Origin of the sequence: Haemophilus seminalis (genome assembly GCF_006384255.1) — a bacterium.
Taxonomy (GTDB): domain Bacteria; phylum Pseudomonadota; class Gammaproteobacteria; order Enterobacterales; family Pasteurellaceae; genus Haemophilus; species Haemophilus seminalis.
Genome location: NZ_VCED01000002.1, coordinates 118,862 through 139,158 on the forward strand (window position 1 = coordinate 118,862; position 20,297 = coordinate 139,158).

At 37.2% G+C, this 20,297-nt stretch carries 22 protein-coding genes, 1 tRNA gene and 3 pseudogenes; 19 read left to right on the forward strand and 7 right to left on the reverse strand.

Features of this window, described 5'->3' with window-relative positions; genetic code table 11:
- Window positions 1–146 precede the first annotated feature (146 nt).
- From glyQ to FE813_RS02850, 11 genes and pseudogenes are all read left to right on the forward strand, one after another.
- The gene (gene glyQ, locus FE813_RS02800; RefSeq protein ID WP_139989372.1) at window positions 147–1,061 is read left to right on the forward strand and encodes a glycine--tRNA ligase subunit alpha; all 915 of its coding nucleotides are present in this window, start codon (window positions 147–149) and stop codon (window positions 1,059–1,061) included.
- Between the two features lie 50 nt (window positions 1,062–1,111).
- Window positions 1,112–1,372, forward strand: a complete 261-nt coding sequence (locus tag FE813_RS02805; protein ID WP_005707074.1) for a hypothetical protein — start codon at window positions 1,112–1,114, stop codon at window positions 1,370–1,372.
- Window position 1,373: 1 nt separating this feature from the next.
- Window positions 1,374–1,754, forward strand: a complete 381-nt coding sequence (locus tag FE813_RS02810; protein ID WP_046939702.1) for a hypothetical protein — start codon at window positions 1,374–1,376, stop codon at window positions 1,752–1,754.
- Window positions 1,754–2,200 carry a hypothetical protein gene (locus FE813_RS02815; RefSeq protein ID WP_046939701.1) on the forward strand — a complete coding sequence of 149 codons (447 nt, stop codon included), beginning with the start codon at window positions 1,754–1,756 and terminating at the stop codon, window positions 2,198–2,200. Before FE813_RS02810 ends, FE813_RS02815 begins: the two co-directional genes overlap by 1 nt.
- Before the next feature lie 9 nt (window positions 2,201–2,209).
- Window positions 2,210–3,475, forward strand: coding sequence for a histidine-type phosphatase (locus tag FE813_RS02820; RefSeq protein ID WP_139989373.1), 1,266 nt, complete (start codon window positions 2,210–2,212; stop codon window positions 3,473–3,475).
- A gap of 5 nt (window positions 3,476–3,480) precedes the next feature.
- Window positions 3,481–3,846 (forward strand): annotated as a pseudogene (locus tag FE813_RS02825) (endonuclease domain-containing protein).
- A 349-nt stretch (window positions 3,847–4,195) separates the two neighbouring features.
- Entirely contained in the window at window positions 4,196–4,600 is a 405-nt protein-coding gene (locus tag FE813_RS02830) for a hypothetical protein (protein WP_139989374.1), read from the forward strand.
- Between the two features lie 21 nt (window positions 4,601–4,621).
- A complete protein-coding gene (locus FE813_RS02835; RefSeq protein WP_139989375.1) occupies window positions 4,622–5,068 on the forward strand; it encodes a hypothetical protein in 447 nt (148 codons plus the stop codon).
- A gap of 37 nt (window positions 5,069–5,105) precedes the next feature.
- Window positions 5,106–7,172, forward strand: coding sequence for a glycine--tRNA ligase subunit beta (gene glyS / locus FE813_RS02840; protein ID WP_139989571.1), 2,067 nt, complete (start codon window positions 5,106–5,108; stop codon window positions 7,170–7,172).
- An 85-nt stretch (window positions 7,173–7,257) separates the two neighbouring features.
- A tRNA-Ile gene (locus tag FE813_RS02845) sits at window positions 7,258–7,334 on the forward strand.
- Between the two features lie 198 nt (window positions 7,335–7,532).
- On the forward strand, window positions 7,533–8,027 hold the full coding sequence (locus FE813_RS02850; RefSeq protein WP_235898341.1) for an integrase arm-type DNA-binding domain-containing protein: 495 nt from the start codon (window positions 7,533–7,535) through the stop codon (window positions 8,025–8,027).
- Window positions 8,028–8,514: 487 nt separating this feature from the next.
- On the opposite strand, the gene dsbB is transcribed toward FE813_RS02850, so the two are convergent.
- Window positions 8,515–9,048, reverse strand: a complete 534-nt coding sequence (dsbB, locus tag FE813_RS02855) for a disulfide bond formation protein DsbB (RefSeq protein WP_139989376.1) — start codon at window positions 9,046–9,048, stop codon at window positions 8,515–8,517.
- Between the two features lie 9 nt (window positions 9,049–9,057).
- Window positions 9,058–10,602 (reverse strand): Na(+)/H(+) antiporter NhaB, encoded by a 1,545-nt coding sequence (gene nhaB, locus FE813_RS02860; protein WP_139989377.1) that lies wholly within the window; start codon window positions 10,600–10,602, stop codon window positions 9,058–9,060.
- Between the two features lie 124 nt (window positions 10,603–10,726).
- Here nhaB and fadR point away from each other — a divergent pair, with 124 nt between their 5' ends.
- The 4 genes from fadR (at window position 10,727) to ruvX (ending at window position 13,269) form a co-directional block, all read left to right on the forward strand.
- Window positions 10,727–11,452, forward strand: coding sequence for a fatty acid metabolism transcriptional regulator FadR (fadR, locus tag FE813_RS02865; RefSeq protein WP_139989378.1), 726 nt, complete (start codon window positions 10,727–10,729; stop codon window positions 11,450–11,452).
- 100 nt (window positions 11,453–11,552) lie between these two features.
- A complete protein-coding gene (rsmE, locus tag FE813_RS02870; protein ID WP_106013627.1) occupies window positions 11,553–12,290 on the forward strand; it encodes a 16S rRNA (uracil(1498)-N(3))-methyltransferase in 738 nt (245 codons plus the stop codon).
- On the forward strand, window positions 12,287–12,847 hold the full coding sequence (locus FE813_RS02875) for a YqgE/AlgH family protein (RefSeq protein WP_139989379.1): 561 nt from the start codon (window positions 12,287–12,289) through the stop codon (window positions 12,845–12,847). The genes rsmE and FE813_RS02875 overlap by 4 nt, the downstream gene beginning before the upstream one ends.
- Entirely contained in the window at window positions 12,847–13,269 is a 423-nt protein-coding gene (ruvX, locus tag FE813_RS02880) for a Holliday junction resolvase RuvX (RefSeq protein WP_048953491.1), read from the forward strand. Before FE813_RS02875 ends, ruvX begins: the two co-directional genes overlap by 1 nt.
- 42 nt (window positions 13,270–13,311) lie before the next feature.
- On the opposite strand, the gene arcA is transcribed toward ruvX, so the two are convergent.
- A complete protein-coding gene (arcA, locus tag FE813_RS02885; protein WP_139989380.1) occupies window positions 13,312–14,022 on the reverse strand; it encodes a two-component system response regulator ArcA in 711 nt (236 codons plus the stop codon).
- A 192-nt stretch (window positions 14,023–14,214) separates the two neighbouring features.
- On the opposite strand from arcA, the gene FE813_RS02890 reads away from it, so the two are divergent.
- Entirely contained in the window at window positions 14,215–15,948 is a 1,734-nt protein-coding gene (locus FE813_RS02890) for a protein-disulfide reductase DsbD (protein ID WP_139989381.1), read from the forward strand.
- 112 nt (window positions 15,949–16,060) lie between these two features.
- Window positions 16,061–16,465: pseudogene (locus tag FE813_RS02895) on the forward strand (DoxX family protein).
- Between the two features lie 110 nt (window positions 16,466–16,575).
- Here the strand turns inward: FE813_RS02895 and ndk are convergent.
- Both ndk and pepB read right to left on the reverse strand, forming a co-directional pair.
- The gene (ndk, locus tag FE813_RS02900) at window positions 16,576–16,998 is read right to left on the reverse strand and encodes a nucleoside-diphosphate kinase (protein ID WP_139989382.1); all 423 of its coding nucleotides are present in this window, start codon (window positions 16,996–16,998) and stop codon (window positions 16,576–16,578) included.
- 10 nt (window positions 16,999–17,008) lie between these two features.
- On the reverse strand, window positions 17,009–18,313 hold the full coding sequence (pepB, locus tag FE813_RS02905) for an aminopeptidase PepB (RefSeq protein ID WP_139989383.1): 1,305 nt from the start codon (window positions 18,311–18,313) through the stop codon (window positions 17,009–17,011).
- A gap of 379 nt (window positions 18,314–18,692) precedes the next feature.
- Here pepB and FE813_RS02915 point away from each other — a divergent pair.
- Together FE813_RS02915 and FE813_RS02920 are read left to right on the forward strand one after the other, a co-directional pair.
- Window positions 18,693–18,917: pseudogene (locus FE813_RS02915) on the forward strand (IS1595 family transposase); the annotation flags it as partial.
- A 72-nt stretch (window positions 18,918–18,989) separates the two neighbouring features.
- Window positions 18,990–19,154, forward strand: coding sequence for a Tom37 metaxin N-terminal-like domain-containing protein (locus tag FE813_RS02920; protein ID WP_180978671.1), 165 nt, complete (start codon window positions 18,990–18,992; stop codon window positions 19,152–19,154).
- 269 nt (window positions 19,155–19,423) lie between these two features.
- Here FE813_RS02920 and FE813_RS02925 read toward each other — a convergent pair whose 3' ends face one another.
- Window positions 19,424–20,002 carry an NAD(P)H-dependent oxidoreductase gene (locus tag FE813_RS02925; RefSeq protein WP_139989385.1) on the reverse strand — a complete coding sequence of 193 codons (579 nt, stop codon included), beginning with the start codon at window positions 20,000–20,002 and terminating at the stop codon, window positions 19,424–19,426.
- 103 nt (window positions 20,003–20,105) lie between these two features.
- On the reverse strand, window positions 20,106–20,285 hold the full coding sequence (locus FE813_RS10635; protein WP_235898342.1) for a type 2 periplasmic-binding domain-containing protein: 180 nt from the start codon (window positions 20,283–20,285) through the stop codon (window positions 20,106–20,108).
- Between the last annotated feature and the right edge of the window lie 12 nt (window positions 20,286–20,297).

The following is a 20,297-nucleotide window of genomic DNA, read 5'->3' on the forward strand; positions in this document are numbered from 1 at the left end:
AGCTGTTCTTAAAGAGGCTTTTATGTTGTAACTGAAACAATGTAAAAGCCTCTTTTTTATTCTTTTCAACTGCATTTTTTCGCCTTTATCCGCCTTGCGCTTTCAAGTATAATGCAGGCATTTTTAATCACATCAGATCAACGATTATGAGTACAAAATTTAACGTAAAAACATTCCAAGGTATGATTTTAGCCCTGCAAGAATATTGGGCAAACCAAGGTTGCACCATTGTGCAACCTTTTGATATGGAAGTGGGTGCAGGCACCTCTCACCCAATGACCGCATTACGCGCATTAGGCCCAGAGCCGATGGCATTTGCTTATGTTCAACCTTCACGTCGTCCGACGGACGGTCGTTATGGCGAAAATCCAAACCGTTTACAACATTACTATCAATTCCAAGTGGTAATTAAACCTTCTCCAGATAACATTCAAGAACTTTATTTAGGCTCGCTTGAAATGCTCGGCTTCGATCCGACCAAAAACGACATTCGTTTCGTAGAAGATAACTGGGAAAACCCAACCTTAGGCGCATGGGGCTTGGGCTGGGAAGTGTGGCTAAACGGCATGGAAGTGACTCAATTTACCTATTTCCAACAAGTGGGCGGCTTAGAATGTAAACCTGTAACGGGCGAGGTGACTTACGGTTTAGAGCGTTTGGCCATGTACATTCAAGGCGTAGATTCTGTGTATGACCTAGTTTGGTCTGACGGCCCATTAGGCAAAACCACTTATGGCGATGTTTTCCATCAAAATGAAGTTGAGCAATCAACCTATAACTTTGAACACGCAAACACAGATTTCTTATTCTACTGCTTCGATCAATACGAAAAAGAGGCACAAGAGTTATTAGCCTTAGAAAGACCGTTACCATTGCCAGCTTATGAGCGTATTTTGAAAGCAGCACACAGCTTTAACTTGTTAGATGCACGTAAAGCAATTTCGGTAACCGAACGCCAACGCTATATTTTACGTATTCGAGCCTTAACCAAAGGGGTGGCGGAAGCCTATTATGCAAGCCGTGAAGCTTTAGGTTTCCCTGGTTGTAAAAATAAGGCTTAAACAAATTCACAAAAGTGCGGTGAAATTTGACCGCACTTTAGGAGAGAAAAATGAGCAAACCAATTCTTTTTTATGCAGAAACATGCCCAGATACCGCACCATTTGTCGCGGAGTTGGATCGCTTAGGCGTGGATTACGATGAAGTAGAAATTATGACTTCATTACCTAATCTCAAACAATTCATTCGTTTACGCGATAGTAATGCAGAATTTGATAACTCGAAAGCAAATGGCTATTTAGGTATTCCTGCGTTGTTATTACCAAATGGCGATGTTGTTTTAGATGAATCCAAATTAAAAGAGATTTTCTAAAGTGATAAAAAAAACGTTAGCTCTTGCAACTTCAGCGATGATTTTGACCGCTTGTAGCAATGCGCAACCACAAGCTGAAATGCCAACTGTGGGCGGTGAAACAGATGCTCACGGTTGCTTACCAAGTGCGGGACAGTCTTATTCTTATTTGAAAAAAGCCTGTGTACAAGTGTTTGATGTGGCGGATATTAAGCTAGACGATCCTGCGAATAAAACCCAAGCGGGTTATGGCATTCTTTCGGAAGATAAGCAACTGGTTGAAGTGTTTGCGTCTGATTTGCCTGAAAATACGATTTTAGATCTGGTAAAAGGCGGCTATATCTCAAAAGATGGTAAAGTGAGTTTAATGAAAACCAAGACAAGTTGGAAGATTCGTAAGTAATGAAGAAAGTCAGTTTTTTACAATTTTTATTTAAAATTGGCGATGACTATTTAATGTTTCTACGAAATTTAACGCCTGCAGTGTTATTTTTATCACTGGCATTATTTATGTTTTCTGAGCTGGATTGGGTACATTGGGGGTGGAGTGATGTACCAGTGCTGTTTTTATGCCTCGCTTCTGGATTTATTGCACTCAGCGTCATGGCAATAAATACTGTCGCTTTTGTACGCGAGATGCTGAAAACCTTAAGAACACTAAGCGGAGAGAGCGAACTTGATGAAAATATTGGTACGCTCGCATTATTTAAAATGCTCTGGGTGGAGAGCAACAGTAAACAACTAATCTTTTTTGCGGTAGTCAATATTGTTGCAGTATTTATGGTGTTAGTTTACGGCACCAAATATGCCTTGAATTTTTATAGCTCAATTTCAACATTAAATGATTAGGTCTCGAATATGAAAAAAATAACCCTAAAATTCACCGCACTTTTGCTTGGCTCAGCTTTAGCAAGTAGTGCGTTTGCAACAGAAAATGGTCAAACTTCCTCAAGTTCTGATTATGAATTAGAGAAAGTATTGATTTTCAGCCGACACGGATTGCGTTCACCAGTGGAAAAAGATCCGCAAGAAATGGCGAAATATTCCCCTTATGAATGGGCAAAATGGAATGTACCATCTGGCTATCTCACTGCAAAAGGGACGGTGCTAGAAACCTATTTCGGACAGTATTTAGGTCAATGGCTTGCAGATAAAGGGTTACTAACAACAGAACGTTGTGCATCGGGCGAAGGCATTTTTGCTTATGCAAATGGTGTGCAACGCACCATCGCAACAGGGCAAGCAATTGTTTCTGGTGCATTTGCGGGCTGTAATGTTCAATTGCAACATCACGGTAAAATTGGTTCAGAAAAAGATCCGATTTTTAAAACGCAAGCGCATAATCCAAGCAAAGCCTTGATTGAATTTGCAAAAAATAACGTTGATTTAACCGCTTTACAGCAAAAATTAGCGCCAAATTATGCGCTATTGAGTGAAATCATCGATTATAAAAATTCACCAAACTGCTTACAAAAAGGCGAGTGTGATTTAGGTGGAAAAGTCGGTGAATACAGTATTAAAGACGGCAAGTCAGTCAAAATTACTGGCTCTATCAGCAAAGGAAAGAAAATTGTCAGTGCATTATTGCTTGCGCATTATGTGGGTAAGCCTGATTCAGAAATCGCAAACGGCCGTGTGGATAGCCAAGAAAAATGGCGTGCAATTAACGAAATTAAAAACGAATATTACCGCACGTTATTTAAAAACAACGAAGCGTTAGCACAAAATGCCTCATATCCGTTATTGGCATTTATTCAGCAACAGCTAAATAGTGAAAACAAAATTAACTTATTGGTTGGACATGATTCGAATATCGTCGCTCTGCTTGCAGCACTAGGTGTTGAGCCTTATGAGTTAGATGATTCGTTGGAAAATATCCCAATCGGTGGCAAGTTGCTATTTGAAGTGTGGAAACATAAACCAAGTGGCAAGCTCAAATTTAAGTTGGATTATGTGTATCAAACCACCGAACAGCTGATTAACATCACGCCACTAAGTTTAGCGACACCACCAAACCAAACAGCATTAACCCTCAAAGGCTGTGAAAAAGATGAAAATGGTTTTTGTGATTACGAGCGTTTTCAACAGGTATTAAGGGAGAGTATTGAAAACGGTAAGAAATAGTTTTCATGCAACCTTATGAAAAATACTTAAAAGAGAATTCGCAGAAATTGCGAGTGGATCAAACGGATGCAGAAAGAAAATTATGGCAACGCATCAATCGAGATTAATTATTAGGATTTCGATTTAATCGACAAAAGCCACTTTTAAGTTATATCGTTGATTTCTATTGTGCGAAAGCAAAGCTGATTATTGAGTTAGACGGTAGTCAGCATTATGAACCTGATTATCAGGAAAAAGACGCATTGCGAGATGCAGAATTAAATTCACTTGGTTTTACGGTGATGCGGTTTAGCAATGATGAAGTCATGCGTGAAATTGAAGCGGTAGTAGAGCAGATTTATTTGTTTTTAGAGAATGTAAGGGCTGATTGAGTATGAGGTTGGATTAATTTCTGCCACAAACGCTTGCGTTTGAACGTTGCTTTAGCAACGGCACGAAGTGCGAGCGAAGCGAGTAAATCTCCCCTACCCCTCTTTGCTAAAGAGGGGGATTTCTTGGGTAAATTGATAGTAACTGGCTCATTTACATTTTAATTTCCAATAGAGATTAAATTATCTGCTTTCAAAAAAATGTTAAAGTAAAACATAAATATTTAACTCTGCAAAGATCCAATCCCCTCTTTAGCAAAGAGGGGTAGGGGAGATTTGTCAGAAGTGAAAACGTAGAAAATAATCAAATAGTCCACGCACTGCGTGGACAATCTAAAAGGGAAGCGGAAGCATGAAAATTTCTAAAAGCAATATCAATGCTAAAGGTTTGATTTTGGTTGTAAAAATCAAAGATGCTCTAGAGTTATCTAAAAATGATAACCTTAATTTTACATTTCAGAATTTTGATGATTCAAATTTAAAATCTAGAACACTAGGAAATTGGGTTTTAAATCAAGAGAAAGCTGATAGAGTTCAATATATTATTGGTGTTAATTCTGGTGGTGAAAACGTAGTTGTTTCTGCATATGAAGTAGATGGCTATGAAACCCGAAAAATGGAGAATGGGCGAACAAGATATAGATTTTACTCATCATCGAATAGTGAAATCATTATGGATGAATTAGGTATTAAGCAAAAAAGAATTTATGATTTGAAATTTGGTCAAGGTGCAGAGAAAGCATATATTGAACTTTAGTCTTTAATTCAAGAGTATCATATGGTAATACAGTCATTTGGCAAACTCATTTTTGAGGGCAATAGCTATGAAATGTTAAGAGGAATATTTAATCCTTCAATTTATGGATTTAAATCTTACTCATATTACACTTGTTATTATGAAATATTAGACAAAGAACTTTATCTTAAACATTTAGTGATCATTTCTGATGATAAACCAAATTTGCATAATGTATCAGCACAATCATTAATCTCAATAAGAGAAAATAGTGAGTTAGATCTTGATTTTGATGATGCATTTTGTGGATATATTAATGTAAATTTAAAACTAGCTTTTTCTGGAGTTGTAGGCGTTTATAATTCTTTTATTCCTCAAGAATATCCAGAATATTTGTTTTTTGAAAAGGGTATTTTGCTAAGAACTCAGAAAACCAAGAAACCGTTATCCTACTTTTTTAGATTAAAAAATTTAAAATCTGATTTCTAGATTAAAAAATTTAGAACATATTATTAATGAGAAAATGATAATGAAAGAAAACTTCCTAGTAGAAATCGGCACGGAAGAGCTGCCGCCAAAAGCTCTCAAAACATTAGCGACCTCTTTTGCGGATAACGTTGAAGCAGAATTAAACCAAGCGGGCTTAACCTTCGACAAAATCGAATGGTTTGCGGCGCCGCGCCGTTTGGCGGTGAAAGTGTTGAACTTAGCCACACAACAACCAAGCAAAGAAATTGAAAAACGTGGACCGGCAGTATCTGCTGCCTTTGATGCCGAAGGTAAACCAACTAAAGCGGCAGAAGGCTGGGCACGCGGTTGTGGGATTACCGTTGAGCAAGCAGAACGCATTGCAACTGATAAAGGCGAATGGCTTGTTCATCGTGCAAAAATTGAAGGTCAACCGACCAAAAACTTACTTAACGACATTGTGGCAAATGCGTTGGCAAAATTGCCAATTCCAAAACCGATGCGTTGGGCAGATAAAACCGTGCAATTTATCCGTCCGGTTCACACGGTTACTATGTTATTGGGTGGCGAGTTAATTGAAGGTGAAATTTTAGGTGTGGCAAGTGCGCGAACTATTCGCGGTCACCGTTTCTTAGGCGAGAAAGAATTTGAAATTCAACATGCTGACCAATATCCGCAATTATTGCGTGAGAAAGGTTCTGTGGTAGCCGACTTCAACGAGCGTAAAGCAGAAATTTTGGCAAAATCGCAAGCAAAAGCGACCGCACTTGGCGGCGTGGCTGATATTGAAGAAAGCCTGCTTGAAGAAGTGACCTCATTGGTGGAATATCCAAACGTTTTAGCGGCAAAATTTGAAGAGCGTTTCTTAGCGGTGCCAGCGGAAGCATTGGTTTACACCATGAAAGGCGACCAAAAATATTTCCCGATTTATGACAAAAACGGCAAATTATTACCGCACTTTATTTTTGTATCGAACATCAACCCGGAAGATCCAACCGCGATTATCGAAGGGAACGAAAAAGTGGTTCGTCCACGTTTAACCGATGCGGAATTCTTCTTCAAAACCGACTTAAAACAAAAACTTGTTGATCGTTTACCACGTTTAGAAACCGTATTGTTCCAACAACAACTGGGTACATTGAAAGATAAAACTGACCGCATTGAGCAACTTGCAGGCGAAATTGCAAAACAAATCGGTGCAGACGAAGCGAAAGCAAAACGTGCAGGTTTACTGTCAAAATGTGACTTAATGACCAACATGGTATTCGAATTCACTGATACACAAGGCGTAATGGGGATGCACTATGCTCGTCATGATGGTGAAGACGAAGAAGTGGCAGTGGCGTTAAACGAACAATATATGCCACGCTTTGCGGGGGATGAATTACCAAAATCACTCGTTGCAAGTGCGGTCGCTTTAGCCGATAAATTTGACACCTTAACGGGGATCTTCGGTATTGGACAAGCACCAAAAGGCAGTGCAGACCCATTCGCACTTCGTCGTGCGGCATTAGGTGCATTACGTATTATTGTAGAGAAAAACTTACCACTTGATTTAGAAGATTTAGTGAAAAAATCAGTCGCACTGTTCGGTGATAAACTCACCAATCAAAACGTGGTTGCCGATGTAGTGGACTTCATGCTTGGTCGTTTCCGTGCATGGTACCAAGATGAAGGTATTGCAGTGGATGTAATTCAAGCGGTATTGGCGCGTCGTCCAACTCGCCCTGCTGATTTTGATGCGCGCGTGCGTGCGGTATCACATTTCCGTACTTTAGATTCAGCGGAAGCGTTAGCAGCAGCAAATAAACGTGTAAGTAATATCTTAGCGAAAGCGGATGCTGCAATTGGTGAGATCAATTTGACCGCTTGCGTAGAGCCAGCAGAAAAAGCCCTAGCTGAAGCTGTACTTGCATTACGCACAGAAGTACAACCGCTTATTGCACAAGGCGATTACACTGCAGTATTGGATAAATTAGCAAACTTACGTGCACCGGTAGACAGTTTCTTTGATAACGTGATGGTAAATGCTGAAGATCCTGCATTACGCCAAAACCGCTTAGCGATTTTAAATACGTTGCAAGGCTTGTTCCTACAAGTGGCGGATATTTCAGTGCTTCAATAATGCTAAAAGGGATGATTGATTTTTCATCAATCATCCCTTCTTTTATAGACTTCAAGTGATTATTTCTCTATAATCACCGCACTTTCCCCCCTTAGCTCAGTCGGTTAGAGCAGGCGACTCATAATCGCTTGGTCACTGGTTCAAGTCCGGTAGGGGGGACCATTTGACCTGTCAAATAACGTCTTTTCTGTCAAAAAACATCATAAAAACAGCATTTTAGAATCAACCTTATTGTTGTTTTCGCCTTTTATTGTTTGTCATTGTTCGTTTTTATTGTTCCCTTAAATGTTCCCTCTTTATGAAGGAACAAAAACGAGGGAACAGAAGAACGGTAAATTGTTATTTATTAGGGCTTGAACAATGGCTAGAGACTTTTCAAAAAAATTTACTGATTCTTATATTCATGAAATTAAACCAACCGATAAAGAGCAACTATTTTCAGATAGGGATAATCTGTATTTATTGGTTAAACCAACTGGAGCCAAAATATGGCGATTCATTTACACTCACCCAATAACCAAAAAACGCATTAAAAAATCTTTTGGAAATTATCCATCAATTCCACTTACTTTCGCTAGGGATAAGGCTTGTATATGGTGCAGACTATTGGCACAGGGGGTAAATCCTGTTGAAGAAGAACGTATGCAGCAAGAGGAGAAAGAGAGGAAATCTGTGACCTTTAAAGAGCTTGCTATGCTATGGCGTGATAAACGATTAAAGAAAGGAGAGTTAAAAGAAAAAAGTATTGAGAAAGCTTATAGAAGAGTAGAACTTTATTTGTTTGATAGGTTTAATTTTTCTAGATTGTTAGCTGAAAATATTAATTTGAGATTTTCTATACTTTATTCCGATTAACTAGCACTTTTAGAAATAAATGCTCTAACAGCTCTGAGTTTTCAGCTAATTGCTTTTCAGTAAACCTAGCAGCGTTATTACCTTAATTTACCTGAACCCTCAAATTTTGCTAAGACAAATGCTATTTTCTCAGCAAATCTTCCTTTAAATTCTTTTGGTTAATATTCGTCATGCTCACTTCATTTTATAATGGATCTCTTTCCTGAACCGACGGTGGTGCAGGAGGTGAACGTAGGTAGATAATGCAATACTTGCAAGAGTTAGTAATAATGTTGATTTTCATAGAGAAATAACCTTATAAAATTGGTTAAGCAATAGACTTATGCTATTCATATCTTTGGAATAGCATCTTTTGCATATAAAAGACCAAATAAAGCCTTTCGGATTCGTCATATAAAATAAAAAATTCTCCTGCAATCATAACATATAGTTTTTAAAGTTAATTTTGGGGAGCATTCCAATAAATTATTATAGTTAGTAAATTTTATTAATTAAATAACCGTCTTTGTTTACGACTTTTTTGTATTTGAGAAATAAATAATATTGTGAGTATCGCAATGTATACTGCAAAAATAAATACGAGCCACTGAACCATGGTTAAATTTAAGAATGACCATTGGCTTTCATTGCAAGAGCCTGTAGGATTAAAAATAGCAGGGAACCATTGATGAAATGGTAAGGTTTCTGGAAAGTTAGGGATAAACTCACATTGTTTCCAGGGGGCTGGATTCATTTGTAGATCCAAATGGCGCAGTGATACCAAAAGGCCTTTAATACTACTAAATAATCCTAGTATCAATGCGATTAATCTCACAATAAATGATTTTGGTGCGAAAAGACCAATAATGCCCGCAATAAATAATCCAATTATCGCTAAACGTTCATATACGCAAAGCACACAAGGCTGTAACCCCATTCCATATTGGAAATAAAGTGCGGTAGATTCCAAGGCTAAACTTGATAAAGCTAGTAAAAACCATGCGGAGCGTTTTTCAGAAAATTGTTTTAATAATGTGAGCATTTTGTCTCCTTAAATCGGCAAAATTAAACCTAAGCTTGCCAACCAATCTGTAGTTGCAGGTAAAATAAATTCGATAGCAAATAAACCTACAAGCGACATAACAACAGTATAAGGCAAAGCCATATAAACCATTCTTCCGTAAGAAAGGCGAATTAATGGGGCGAGGGATGAAGTCAATAAGAACAAGAATGCTGCTTGTCCATTTGGTGTTGCGACGGATGGTAAGTTTGTTCCAGTATTGATTGCCACAGAAAGCAATTCAAATTGATGAGGTAAAATTACGCCATTCGCTAATGCAGATTTTGCTTCGTTTATATAAACCGTTGCGACAAACACGTTATCAGAGATAGAAGATAACAATCCATTAAAGATATAGAAGAGAGCAAGCTGAGTATTTTCTTCAGAAGCAAGTACAAAATGAATAATAGGTGCGAATAGTTTTTGATCAATAATTACAGCAACCACAGAAAAGAAGACAACAAGTAGGGCTGTAAATGGCAAAGACTCTTGGAATGCTTTACCGATAGTGTGTTCGTCAGTCACACCTGTGAATGCTGTAGCAAAAATGATGATACTTAAACCAATTAAGCCTACCGCCGCAAGATGGAACGCCAATCCAAGAATTAACCAAATCGCGATTAACGTTTGAACACCTAATTTGATTTTGTCTTGTTTAGACATTTTTTCTGAATTAGTGCGGTCTAAATCTGACAAGATTTTCCATACATCTTTAGGTAATTTTTCACCATAACCGAATAATTTGAATTTTTCGACTAAGAAGCAAGTGAGCAATCCACAGATAAATACTGGAACAGTAACTGGTGCCATGCGGAGGAAAAATTCGATAAAGTTCCATTTGGCTTGTTCTGCAATAATTAAGTTTTGTGGTTCACCCACCATTGTCATTACGCCACCAAGTGCAGTTCCGACGCCAGCATGCATCATTAGACTACGTAAGAATGCTCGAAATTTTTCTAAGGTTTCATGATGTTTTGCATCAATTTTAGCATCATCAGAAATATCCACTGCATCCATTAAACCATTTCCTGATGCGACTTTATGGTATACCCCATAAAATCCCATCGCGACACTAATAATAACTGCAACTACGGTCAATGCGTCAAGAAAAGCGGATAAAAAGGCTGCGCTAAAGCAAAATGCGAGAGAAAGTGCAATTTTAGAGCGAATTTTAACGAGTAATTTAGTAAATACATAAAGCAGTAATTGCTTCATAAAGAAAATCCCCGCAACCATAAACATTAATAGTAAAATTACTTCAAAATTAGACATAATCTCAGCTTTTACATGCTCTACGTTTGTCATGCCTATAATAATAGCTTCAATAGCTAATAAACCACCGGGTTGAAGGGGGTAGCATTTCAATGCCATGCCTAACGTGAAAATAAATTCAGCGACTAATAGCCAGCCCGCTAGGAAAGGGTTGATGAAAAAGAAAATAATCGGATTAATAATGAGAAAAGCAACAATGGCAAGTTTATACCAATCCGGACTTGAACCAAGAAAGTTTTTCATAAAAGCTTGAATGTTTGTCATAGGGGACTCCATTATTTTTTATCATGCTGACATTGTAATATATCCGTCTTTAAAGGATAATAAAAACTAGCTATTTTTTCATAAAATTGCATCTTTTTTTATTTTTATCTGATTTTTAAGTGTAATGCAAAACGATAATGACATTTTAAAAGCGCAAAGTCCTGCGGCTTTGGCTGAAGAGTATATTGTAAAAAGTATTTGGCAGGATATTTTTCCCGCAGGGAGTAATTTGCCTTCAGAACGAGATCTTGCTGATAAAATAGGGGTAACTCGTACAACATTACGTGAAGTGTTGCAACGTTTGGCGAGAGATGGCTGGTTAACAATTCAGCATGGTAAACCGACGAAAGTGAATAATATTTGGGATACGGCTGGACCAAATATTATCGAGACATTGATTAGTTTGGATATGCGTTCAGCACCAATGATTATTGATAACATGCTATCTTTACGTAGTAAAATGTCTGAATTTTATATTTATGAAGCTGTTAAAAATTCTCCAGAGCAATCTGCCACACTTTTTGCATCACTAGAGCAATTGGAGAATACTGCTCAAGATTACACGGAATTTGACTATACTTTGTTTCGTCAATTTACTGTGGTAGCTAATAAGCCTTTTTATCGATTAGTATTCAATAGTTTAAAGGGCGTTTATCAACGAATTGGTTTACTCTTCTTTAAAGAGGAAAAGCACAGAGAACTTACTAAACAATTCTACTTAGAAATGCAGCAAATTTGTCAGATAGGTAACGCTGATGCTGTGGTAGATTGTATTCGTAAACATAATGTTCGCTCTATCACTTACTGGCATGCTATTTTAGAGCGGTTACCTCAAAATCTATCTGATTAATCTATAGGGAATGAGATGCTTAAAATAGCCCACGTGTAAATTTATTTATTTTTCATGTGAAAGATATTATTCTCGCCTCCTATTGACATTTTAGAATACTATGCGCATACCTAGAATTTATCACCCTGAATCATTAGAATATCAAACGCAATGCCAACTTTCTGAAGATGCCGCCAATCATGTTGGTCGTGTATTGAGAATGGTAGAAGGTGAGCAACTTGAGCTTTTTGATGGTTCAAACCATATTTATCCAGCAATAATCACAGAATCCAATAAGAAATCGGTAAAAGTTAATATCTTAGGGAGAGAACTTTCTGATAAAGAATCCAATTTAAAAATCCATTTAGGTCAAGTTATTTCACGAGGTGAACGGATGGAATTCACCATTCAAAAATCTGTGGAATTGGGAGTAAATGTGATTACGCCACTGTGGTCTGAACGTTGTGGCGTGAAGTTAGATGGAGAGCGGATGGATAAAAAAATTCAACAGTGGCAAAAAATTGTCATTGCTGCTTGTGAACAATGTGGTCGTAATGTGGTGCCTGAAATTCGTCCTTTAATGAAATTACAGGATTGGTGTGCAGAAGATGATGGGGCGATTAAATTAAATTTACACCCTAGAGCACAACATAGTATAAAAACGTTACCAATGATTCCCAAAGATGGGGTACGTTTGTTAATTGGTTCAGAAGGCGGGTTGTCAGAACAAGAAATAGTGCAAACACAACAGAAAGGTTTTACTGAAATTTTATTAGGAAAGCGTGTATTACGTACCGAGACTGCTTCACTAGCAGCGATCAGTGCATTACAAATTTATTTTGGAGATTTAGGAGAATGATGGAACTGCAAGGGAAGTTTCTCATCGCAATGCCTCATCTAGATGATTATTTTAACCGAACTGTGGTGTTTATGTGTGAACATAACGAACAAGGTTCTATGGGATTAGTAATCAATCAGCCCACGGATTTAAGTATTGCAGAACTTTATTTAAAGCTTAATTTTATGATGAAAAATGACCGCACTTTTGGTAATGAAATGGTCGTTGCTGGCGGTCCGATACATTCAGAACGTGGTTTTATTTTACATAAAAATACACTTAATCATTTTCAACATACTTATAAGGTTACTGATACACTTTCTATGACAACATCTGCTGATGTTGTAGAAACCCTTGGGTCTACATTCGCTCCAGAAAAATATTTAGTTGCGCTAGGATGTGCAAGTTGGTCTGCAGGACAGTTAGAAAAAGAAATTATTGATAATGCCTGGTTAGTTGCACCAGCTAGTGAACAAATTTTGTTTGATACACCTTATGAAGAACGCTATATAGTGGCCAATCAATCTCTTGGTATTCATCCTCATAATTTTGTGATGGCTCAAGTGGGGCATAGTTAATGGGCATCACTGTACTTGCCTTTGATTTTGGTACAAAAAGTATTGGTTGCGCGGTTGGACAAAGTATAACTGGAACGGCTCAAGCACTTCCGGCATTTAAAGCACAGGATGGGATCCCTAATTGGAGCGCTATTGAAAACTGTCTAAAGGAATGGAAGCCTGATGTACTTGTTGTTGGTTTGCCACTTAATATGGATGGTACCATCCAAGACTTAACACTACGAGCGAAAAAATTTGCTAACCGGTTGCATGGACGTTTTGGTATTACTGTTGAGTTACAAGATGAACGTCTTACAACAATGGAAGCGCGTAGTGAGATATTTGAACGTGGTGGTTTCAGATCACTTAAAAAGGACAAGGTCGATGGTATTTCTGCTTGCTTGATTTTAGAAAGTTGGTTTGAGGGTTATTCGGCTAGGTAAAGGCTATCATTCATCTTAAGAAATGAATAATAGCCTTTGATATTATTCTATATTACCGCAAAATCGATATCCTTCTCCATGCACTGTCATGATGATTTCATCGGTATTTGAATATTCCTCAAAATGTTTCCGAATTCGGCGAATTGTAACATCTACAGTGCGATCTTGTGGTTTAAATGCTCTACCTGTCATTTTACGGAGAAGTTCTTCTCGAGTTAGCAACTTACCTGGGTTTTCACAGAAATAAAGCATTGCGCGAAATTCACTGCGTGGCAATTTTAGTTCTTGGTTTTCTGGGGTAATGAGATTATGGCTATTTAAATCTAATACCCAACCATTGAAGCGATAAAATTCTTTTCCCGATGTATTTTCTTTTTCTTGGTGAGGCAGAGTGCGGTGTAGTAAGTTACGAGCCCGAATAGTAAGTTCGCGAGGATTAAATGGTTTGGTTAAGTAATCGTCTGCGCCTATTTCTAATCCTAAAATTTTATCAACTTCATTATCTCGTCCCGTTAAAAATATAAGTGGTAAATTAATATTTTCACGCAATTCACGGGCAAGTAATAAACCATTTTTTCCAGGTAAGTTAATATCCATTACCACAAGATTAATCGTGTAGTGTGTAAGAATATGATGCATTTCTGCGCCATCTTGAGCCTCAAGAACATCATACCCCTCAGCTTCAAAAATCCCTTTAAGCGTATTACGGGTCACGATTTCATCTTCAACAATGAGAATTTTTGGGGTAGCCATTTTCCATCCTTATACTTATTTTGGCGTATGCTATCGTAGTTATCATTCTAACGATGTAACATTGTTGTAACAACAGAAAAATGCTCTGATTTTTCATTAGGTTTTGTTTTTGTGATCTACATCATAGTTTTATGCTTTCAAATTTCTTTATGTTAAAATTTTAGGCAAATTTCCCCTTTTCTAGTTTATTTTATGAAAAAATTTATTCTTTTTTTTATATTTATTTTCACCACATTTGTAGCTAATGCAGGATTGTTTGATAAAAAACAATCATTTTTAAATGTAGATGATGCATTTGCATTTTCTGCTACATTATCTCCGGATAAAACCCAACTCCAGATTCATTGGGATATCGTGAAAGGATATTATCTTTATCAAGATAAAATCAGTGGTAAATTTGTTGATAAATCAAAATTGTTGGCAGCTCGTTTTCTACAACAATCAGAACGACATCAGGATCCTTATTTTGGTGAAGTGAGTGTCTTTACCCAACCCATAGATGGCACTTTTATCGGTGATTTTTCCCATGCTGATGATAAAGTGGAAATATCTTATCAAGGTTGTACAGAAGGTTTTTGTTATCCACCAGAAAGTAAAGTTTTACGGCTTGGTGATCTTGTTATTTCTAATGCTAAAGCTATAGAAAATAATACGGAAGAACCAGTGCTTTTATCAGAGCAAGATCGTTTAGCTGATAGCTTATTTCATAGCAAATGGGCAATTTGGGGTTTCTTTTTATTAGGCGTAGGTCTTGCTTTTACGCCTTGTGTGTTGCCTATGTTGCCTTTACTTTCAGCAATTGTTATTGGACAACAACAAAGAAGTATGTCGCGAGCATTTATTTTAACATTCCTTTATGTACAAGGGATGGCGTTGACTTATACTTTATTAGGTCTTGCTGTTGCAGCAATTGGCTTACCGTTCCAAATTGCCTTACAACATCCTTATGTCATGGTAGGGCTTTCTATTTTATTTGTTGTACTTGCCCTTTCTATGTTTGGGGTGTTTACCCTTCAATTGCCGAATAGTTTACAAAATAAATTGAATACATGGAGTCAAAAACAAACCTCGGGCGCTTTTGGTGGCTCCTTTGCAATGGGAATGATTGCTGGGCTTGTGGCATCACCTTGCACATCAGCACCACTTTCTGGCGCTTTACTTTATGTGGCGCAAAGTGGTGATTTATTCACAGGTGCGGCAACCCTTTATTTGCTCGCTTTTGGTATGGGCGTGCCGCTAATGTTAATCACATTATTTGGTAATAAAATTTTGCCAAAATCAGGTGAGTGGATGAACACAGTGAAACAAACATTCGGTTTTGTTATGTTAGCGTTACCTGTATTTTTACTTTCTCGTATTTTGCCTGAAGTATGGGAGCCACGCTTATGGGCTGGATTAGCTACAGCATTCTTTATTTGGTTTGCGTTGCAGATGCCTAAGAGCGGTTTTGGCTATGCCATTAAAATTATTAGTTTTGCGTTGGCTATGGTTTCCGTACAACCTCTGCAAAATTGGATTTGGCAAACTCAGAACACAACACAAAGTGCGGTAGAAAATAAGCCTGTTTCTCAGGTTAAATTTAAGCAAATTAAAAATATTGAAGAACTTGACCGCACTTTAGCGGAAAATCCCTATTCAATCGCGATGTTGGATTTATACGCAGATTGGTGTGTAGCTTGTAAAGAATTTGAAAAGTTGACTTTTTCAGATCCAAAAGTGCAACAGCAATTTCAAAATATCTTATTGTTACAAGTCAATATGACAAAGAATAGTCCGGAAAATAAAGCATTAATGGAACGCTTTAATGTAATGGGATTACCCACAATTTTATTTTTTGATAAGCAAAATAATGAGATTCAAGGAAGTAGAGTAACGGGCTTTATGGATGCCGATTCTTTTTCTAATTGGATTGAAAAGCTACTTTAGTTATTTTTTACTTTTAGTAAAAAGTATTTTTCAATTTTAATTATTGTTTAGCCATCAGTTAAAGGATTAATATGGCGCTGTTTTAATTCATCTTTAAACAAAAGGAAAGCAAATGAACAATCTTGAGAAATATCGCCCTTATGTATTAGCGCTATTACGCATTACTGCTGCTTACATGTTTATCTTACATGGCACAGCAAAATTCTGGGAGTTCCCCATTTCCATGACGGGTGGAAATGGACCGGTTGGTGACTCAATGATGATTATAGGTGGCGTGATTGAAATTGTCGGCTCAATCTTATTAATTTTAGGATTATTTACGCGTCCAGCTGCGTTTATTTTATCTGGTTAAATGGCTTTTGCGTATTTCTTTATACATGTGGCTGGAAAAGGGAATTTACTATTCCCAATTGCAAATGGCGGTGAGCTTGCGTTACTTTATTCTGTTATATTTTTGTACTTTGTTTTTTCTGGTGCGGGCGCTTTATCATTAGATAGCAGACTTTATAGAAAGTAGTTTAGTTTCATAATTTTAATCCTTATTTTGCCCACCTAAAGTGGGCTTTTTTTAATAAAGCACCTAGATATGTATCTAGGTGCTTTGTTGTTAGAGATAATATAAATATGTCAGTAGGTATAGATTTCTGAATCAACAAAGAAATAGGCTATTTCACGTTTAGCACTTTCTATGCTGTCAGAACCGTGAACTGAATTTTCACGTTGACTTAGTGCAAACTCTTTACGAATTGTACCTTCTTCTGCTGTTTCTGGATTCGTATTGCCAATTAAAGTGCGGTAATCTTTAATTGCATGTTCTTTTTCTAATACAGAAACTAAAATTGGTGCTGATATCATATAATTAATAAGTGGTTCAAAAAATACTTTCCCTTGATGTTCAGCATAGAAACCTTCAGCTTGCTCACGCGTTAAATGTATCATCTTTGTGGCAATAATCTTAAAACCAGCCTGTTCGAAACGTGCCAAAATAGCACCCATAAGATGGCGATTAACTACATCAGGTTTAATAATAGAAAGTGTTCTTTCCGTCATAAATAGATCCTTATTCTTCTGATTTTAACAATAATAAATTTGCAAGTGTTTGTATACCAATACCTGTAGCGCCCACCCCCCATAAATCGCTACCTGATTTACGATAAGTTGCTGCACAATCAATGTGTAACCAGTTCTTCTGATAATTTTTTATAAAATAAGAGAGAAAAGCTGTTGCTGTGCTTGCACCTGCTCCAATCGGGACACTACCAATATTTGCAATGTCTGCAAATGATGAGCTGATTTGTGAACGATGGAAATCTTCAAACGGTAAACGCCAGAAGGGTTCATTTTCATCTTGAGCAGACCGGAATAGCTCTGCTACTAAGTTTTCATCCATTGAAAGTGCTGCATGATAATCATTACCTAATGCAACTTTTGCCGCTCCCGTTAATGTTGCACAGTCAATAATAAATTTGGGGTGCTGATTATCAGCTTCAATTAACCCATCCGCGAGGACAAGACGGCCTTCAGCATCTGTATTTAATACTTCAGCGGTAATGCCATTTCTATAAGTGATAATATCTCCCAATTTAAAGGCATGACTACTCACTAGGTTTTCTGCACAACATAAGTAAAGTTTTACACGTTGATTTAACCCTCGTGTAATTGCTAATCCTAAAGCACCAGTTAATAATGCTGCTCCCCCCATGTCGGTACGCATAGTACTCATTCCATCACTTGGCTTTAGGCTGTAACCACCACTGTCAAAAGTAATCCCTTTCCCAACTAAACAGGCTAATATTGGCGCATTAGGATCATTTGTTGGGTTAAAATCAAGTTGTAACATAGCTGGTGGATTTGCTGACCCCTTACCAACCGTCCAGATACCATGATATCCTTGTTGTTCAAGTTCTTCTCCTGAAACGATCTGGAAACTTACCGCATTTTTTTTATTATAAATATCTGATTGATTTAAGATAAATTCGGCTGCATGCTCGGCCAATTTTACAGGCGTTAAGTTTTGTGCTGGTTCATTAATGATTTCACGTACAAAATCACTGCATTCAATACGTGCTAATAATTCATCTTGTGGTTCGTCATCAAGATGAGGAAATTCAATTGAATAATCTTGTTTAGCGGTATAAAAGCCTTGGTAAAATGCCCAGCAAGATTCTAATGCCCAATTATCACCTAAAAGCTCAACTTCTTGAATGCCTATGTTACGTAACTTACGTGCAGCGCGTTGTATTAAAGTACGGTCTGTTTTTTCATTGTTTTGTAAATGAATAGTCGCTTGTTTATCGTTAAAACTGAGAATTGTTTTTTCCCCCCAAACAGCATTAGCTTGTTGGTATGAAAGTATAATTTCCACTTTGTCCTCCAGATAAAAGAAAATGAGGGGGAACACTATACCAGTTTTATTCTTGATTTCATAAAGTAATAGTCTGATTTTGGGAGTATTTATGGATAAATTCAGGTAAAATGACTTATCTTAGTAATTAGGTTGACGTTGCGATAACTTCATTTTTTCATAAAAATATATTACTTTTTGTATTAATGTATTTGTTGGCTATTTTTTACAACAGTTTTGATATTTAAGAAAGGATATAGCTATGTTCCCATAACTTTAGGTGTTGTTAGTATTATTTATATTATTGTTTATTTTATAAAATCAAAGTTACATGGTGAGTTATCTAAAATAGATAAAACTTGAGACTGACGTAAATTAGCAAATGTGTCAGTCTATAAAAATGAGGATAACCCATTGTAAACTAAAGAAATCTATACAAAAGAAGCTCCTTGATTTTTTTATATTAAAAGTTATAGCCAAAGCAGCTGAGGATTTACTCCGTATCCAAGCCAATTCAGCGATTTTGTTTTACCGAAAACTTCGTGAAGTCATTAGCTATCATTTATCCCTTGAAGCCGATGAGTTTTTTGATGGTCAAACTGAGCTTGATGAAAGCTATTTTGGCGATCCCTTGTAAAGGGAAACAAATAATATGTTGCGGATCTCAGTAAAATGCCTAAAGGTAAAGTACCATGTTTTGCAACATGGGGAAAAGCTGATTGCGGATAGTTCACACATTCAACGTTATCTCAAAGAAACCTATGGCTTTGATTTAGATAAGTATTTAACAACTGAACAAAAAGCGATTGCTGAAGCCTTTCGCCGTATGACTGAAGAACATTTATATTGGATAGGGGTATAATCAAAGCAAATTTAGTGGCCTATATTGAATGTTTTGATCGGACTGTATTTAGAGAATAAAGCAAAATAAAAGGCCGTCTGAAATTTAGGTTTCAGACGGTACCCTTAATTCGGCCAAAGTTTAGTTTTTTACAAATCTTCCTGGAAACTTGACCGCTTGTTTTATCTAAACTCAGCCTATTCACTTTCCCTCTCTCCATCAGGAAGTTTGAGCGGAGAAAATAAAAAAGGTGAGCCCAAATACTCACTTTCTAAACTAATGGTTTGTAATTAACCAAATACTTTTTCCAAGTGTTCTTGGTAGTTAGCTAAGTATTTTTCTACTTGTGGATTTTTAATCACATCGTTACATAAGAATGTCGGCAAACGGGTCAAGCCGATGAATTCGTTGAGTTTGTGGAAGTGCATATATAATACATCCACACCTTTACCTTCGAAGAAATCACCTTCACGAGTAAACGCTTCAATCGGCGCATTCCAAGTAAGCGAAAGCATGTGTTTTTTGCCTTGTAATAAACCACCTGTACCGTACCCTTCAGTTGGATTGACACGATGACGACCGTCACTGTGGTAAAGCTTGCCGTGTCCGGCAGTTAATACTTCGTCTATGTATTTTTTCACTGTCCAAGGTTCGTGCATCCACCAGCCTGGCATCTGCCAAATCACGGCATCCATCCACAAGAATTTTTCGATTTCTGCCTCAACATCATAGCCGGCATCAATCACAGTTTCTTGAACATTGTGTCCAAGTGCGGTCAAAACTTCTTTCGCTTTTTTGTGAAGTGTATGGTTTAACTCACCATGCGAATGTCCGAAATTTTTACCACCATCTAATAATAAAATATTCATCTTTTTGCTCCTAAATAAATAATTCAAAAAATGGGGCTGCAATTATGCCTTTTTACTGCATCTTTTAAAAGTGCATTCGCTTACACTCTATTATTAGCATTCACTATTTTTCTTCAACCAAACAAGCTTTTTCAATCAGTTCCCTGATCCAGCGATAGGCAGGATCTTTATGTGTCCGCTCGTGCCAAATCAATGTTTTGGTGAAGTCTTGAATTTTAAGAGGCGGTTTAAAGCGTTTGAGATTGTCTAAGTGGGTAATCAAGCGTTCAGGCACGACTGCCAATAAATCGCTTTG

Coding starts and splice junctions, on each gene's coding strand:
- glyQ (WP_139989372.1), top strand. CDS start 147: ATGAGTACAAAATTTAACGTAAAAACATTCCAAGGTATGATTTTAGCC.
- FE813_RS02805 (WP_005707074.1), top strand. CDS start 1,112: ATGAGCAAACCAATTCTTTTTTATGCAGAAACATGCCCAGATACCGCA.
- FE813_RS02815 (WP_046939701.1), top strand. CDS start 1,754: ATGAAGAAAGTCAGTTTTTTACAATTTTTATTTAAAATTGGCGATGAC.
- FE813_RS02820 (WP_139989373.1), top strand. CDS start 2,210: ATGAAAAAAATAACCCTAAAATTCACCGCACTTTTGCTTGGCTCAGCT.
- FE813_RS02830 (WP_139989374.1), top strand. CDS start 4,196: ATGAAAATTTCTAAAAGCAATATCAATGCTAAAGGTTTGATTTTGGTT.
- FE813_RS02835 (WP_139989375.1), top strand. CDS start 4,622: ATGGTAATACAGTCATTTGGCAAACTCATTTTTGAGGGCAATAGCTAT.
- FE813_RS02850 (WP_235898341.1), top strand. CDS start 7,533: ATGGCTAGAGACTTTTCAAAAAAATTTACTGATTCTTATATTCATGAA.
- dsbB (WP_139989376.1), bottom strand. CDS start 9,048: ATGCTCACATTATTAAAACAATTTTCTGAAAAACGCTCCGCATGGTTT.
- nhaB (WP_139989377.1), bottom strand. CDS start 10,602: ATGACAAACATTCAAGCTTTTATGAAAAACTTTCTTGGTTCAAGTCCG.
- fadR (WP_139989378.1), top strand. CDS start 10,727: ATGCAAAACGATAATGACATTTTAAAAGCGCAAAGTCCTGCGGCTTTG.
- rsmE (WP_106013627.1), top strand. CDS start 11,553: ATGCGCATACCTAGAATTTATCACCCTGAATCATTAGAATATCAAACG.
- FE813_RS02875 (WP_139989379.1), top strand. CDS start 12,287: ATGATGGAACTGCAAGGGAAGTTTCTCATCGCAATGCCTCATCTAGAT.
- ruvX (WP_048953491.1), top strand. CDS start 12,847: ATGGGCATCACTGTACTTGCCTTTGATTTTGGTACAAAAAGTATTGGT.
- arcA (WP_139989380.1), bottom strand. CDS start 14,022: ATGGCTACCCCAAAAATTCTCATTGTTGAAGATGAAATCGTGACCCGT.
- FE813_RS02890 (WP_139989381.1), top strand. CDS start 14,215: ATGAAAAAATTTATTCTTTTTTTTATATTTATTTTCACCACATTTGTA.
- ndk (WP_139989382.1), bottom strand. CDS start 16,998: ATGACGGAAAGAACACTTTCTATTATTAAACCTGATGTAGTTAATCGC.
- FE813_RS02925 (WP_139989385.1), bottom strand. CDS start 20,002: ATGAATATTTTATTATTAGATGGTGGTAAAAATTTCGGACATTCGCAT.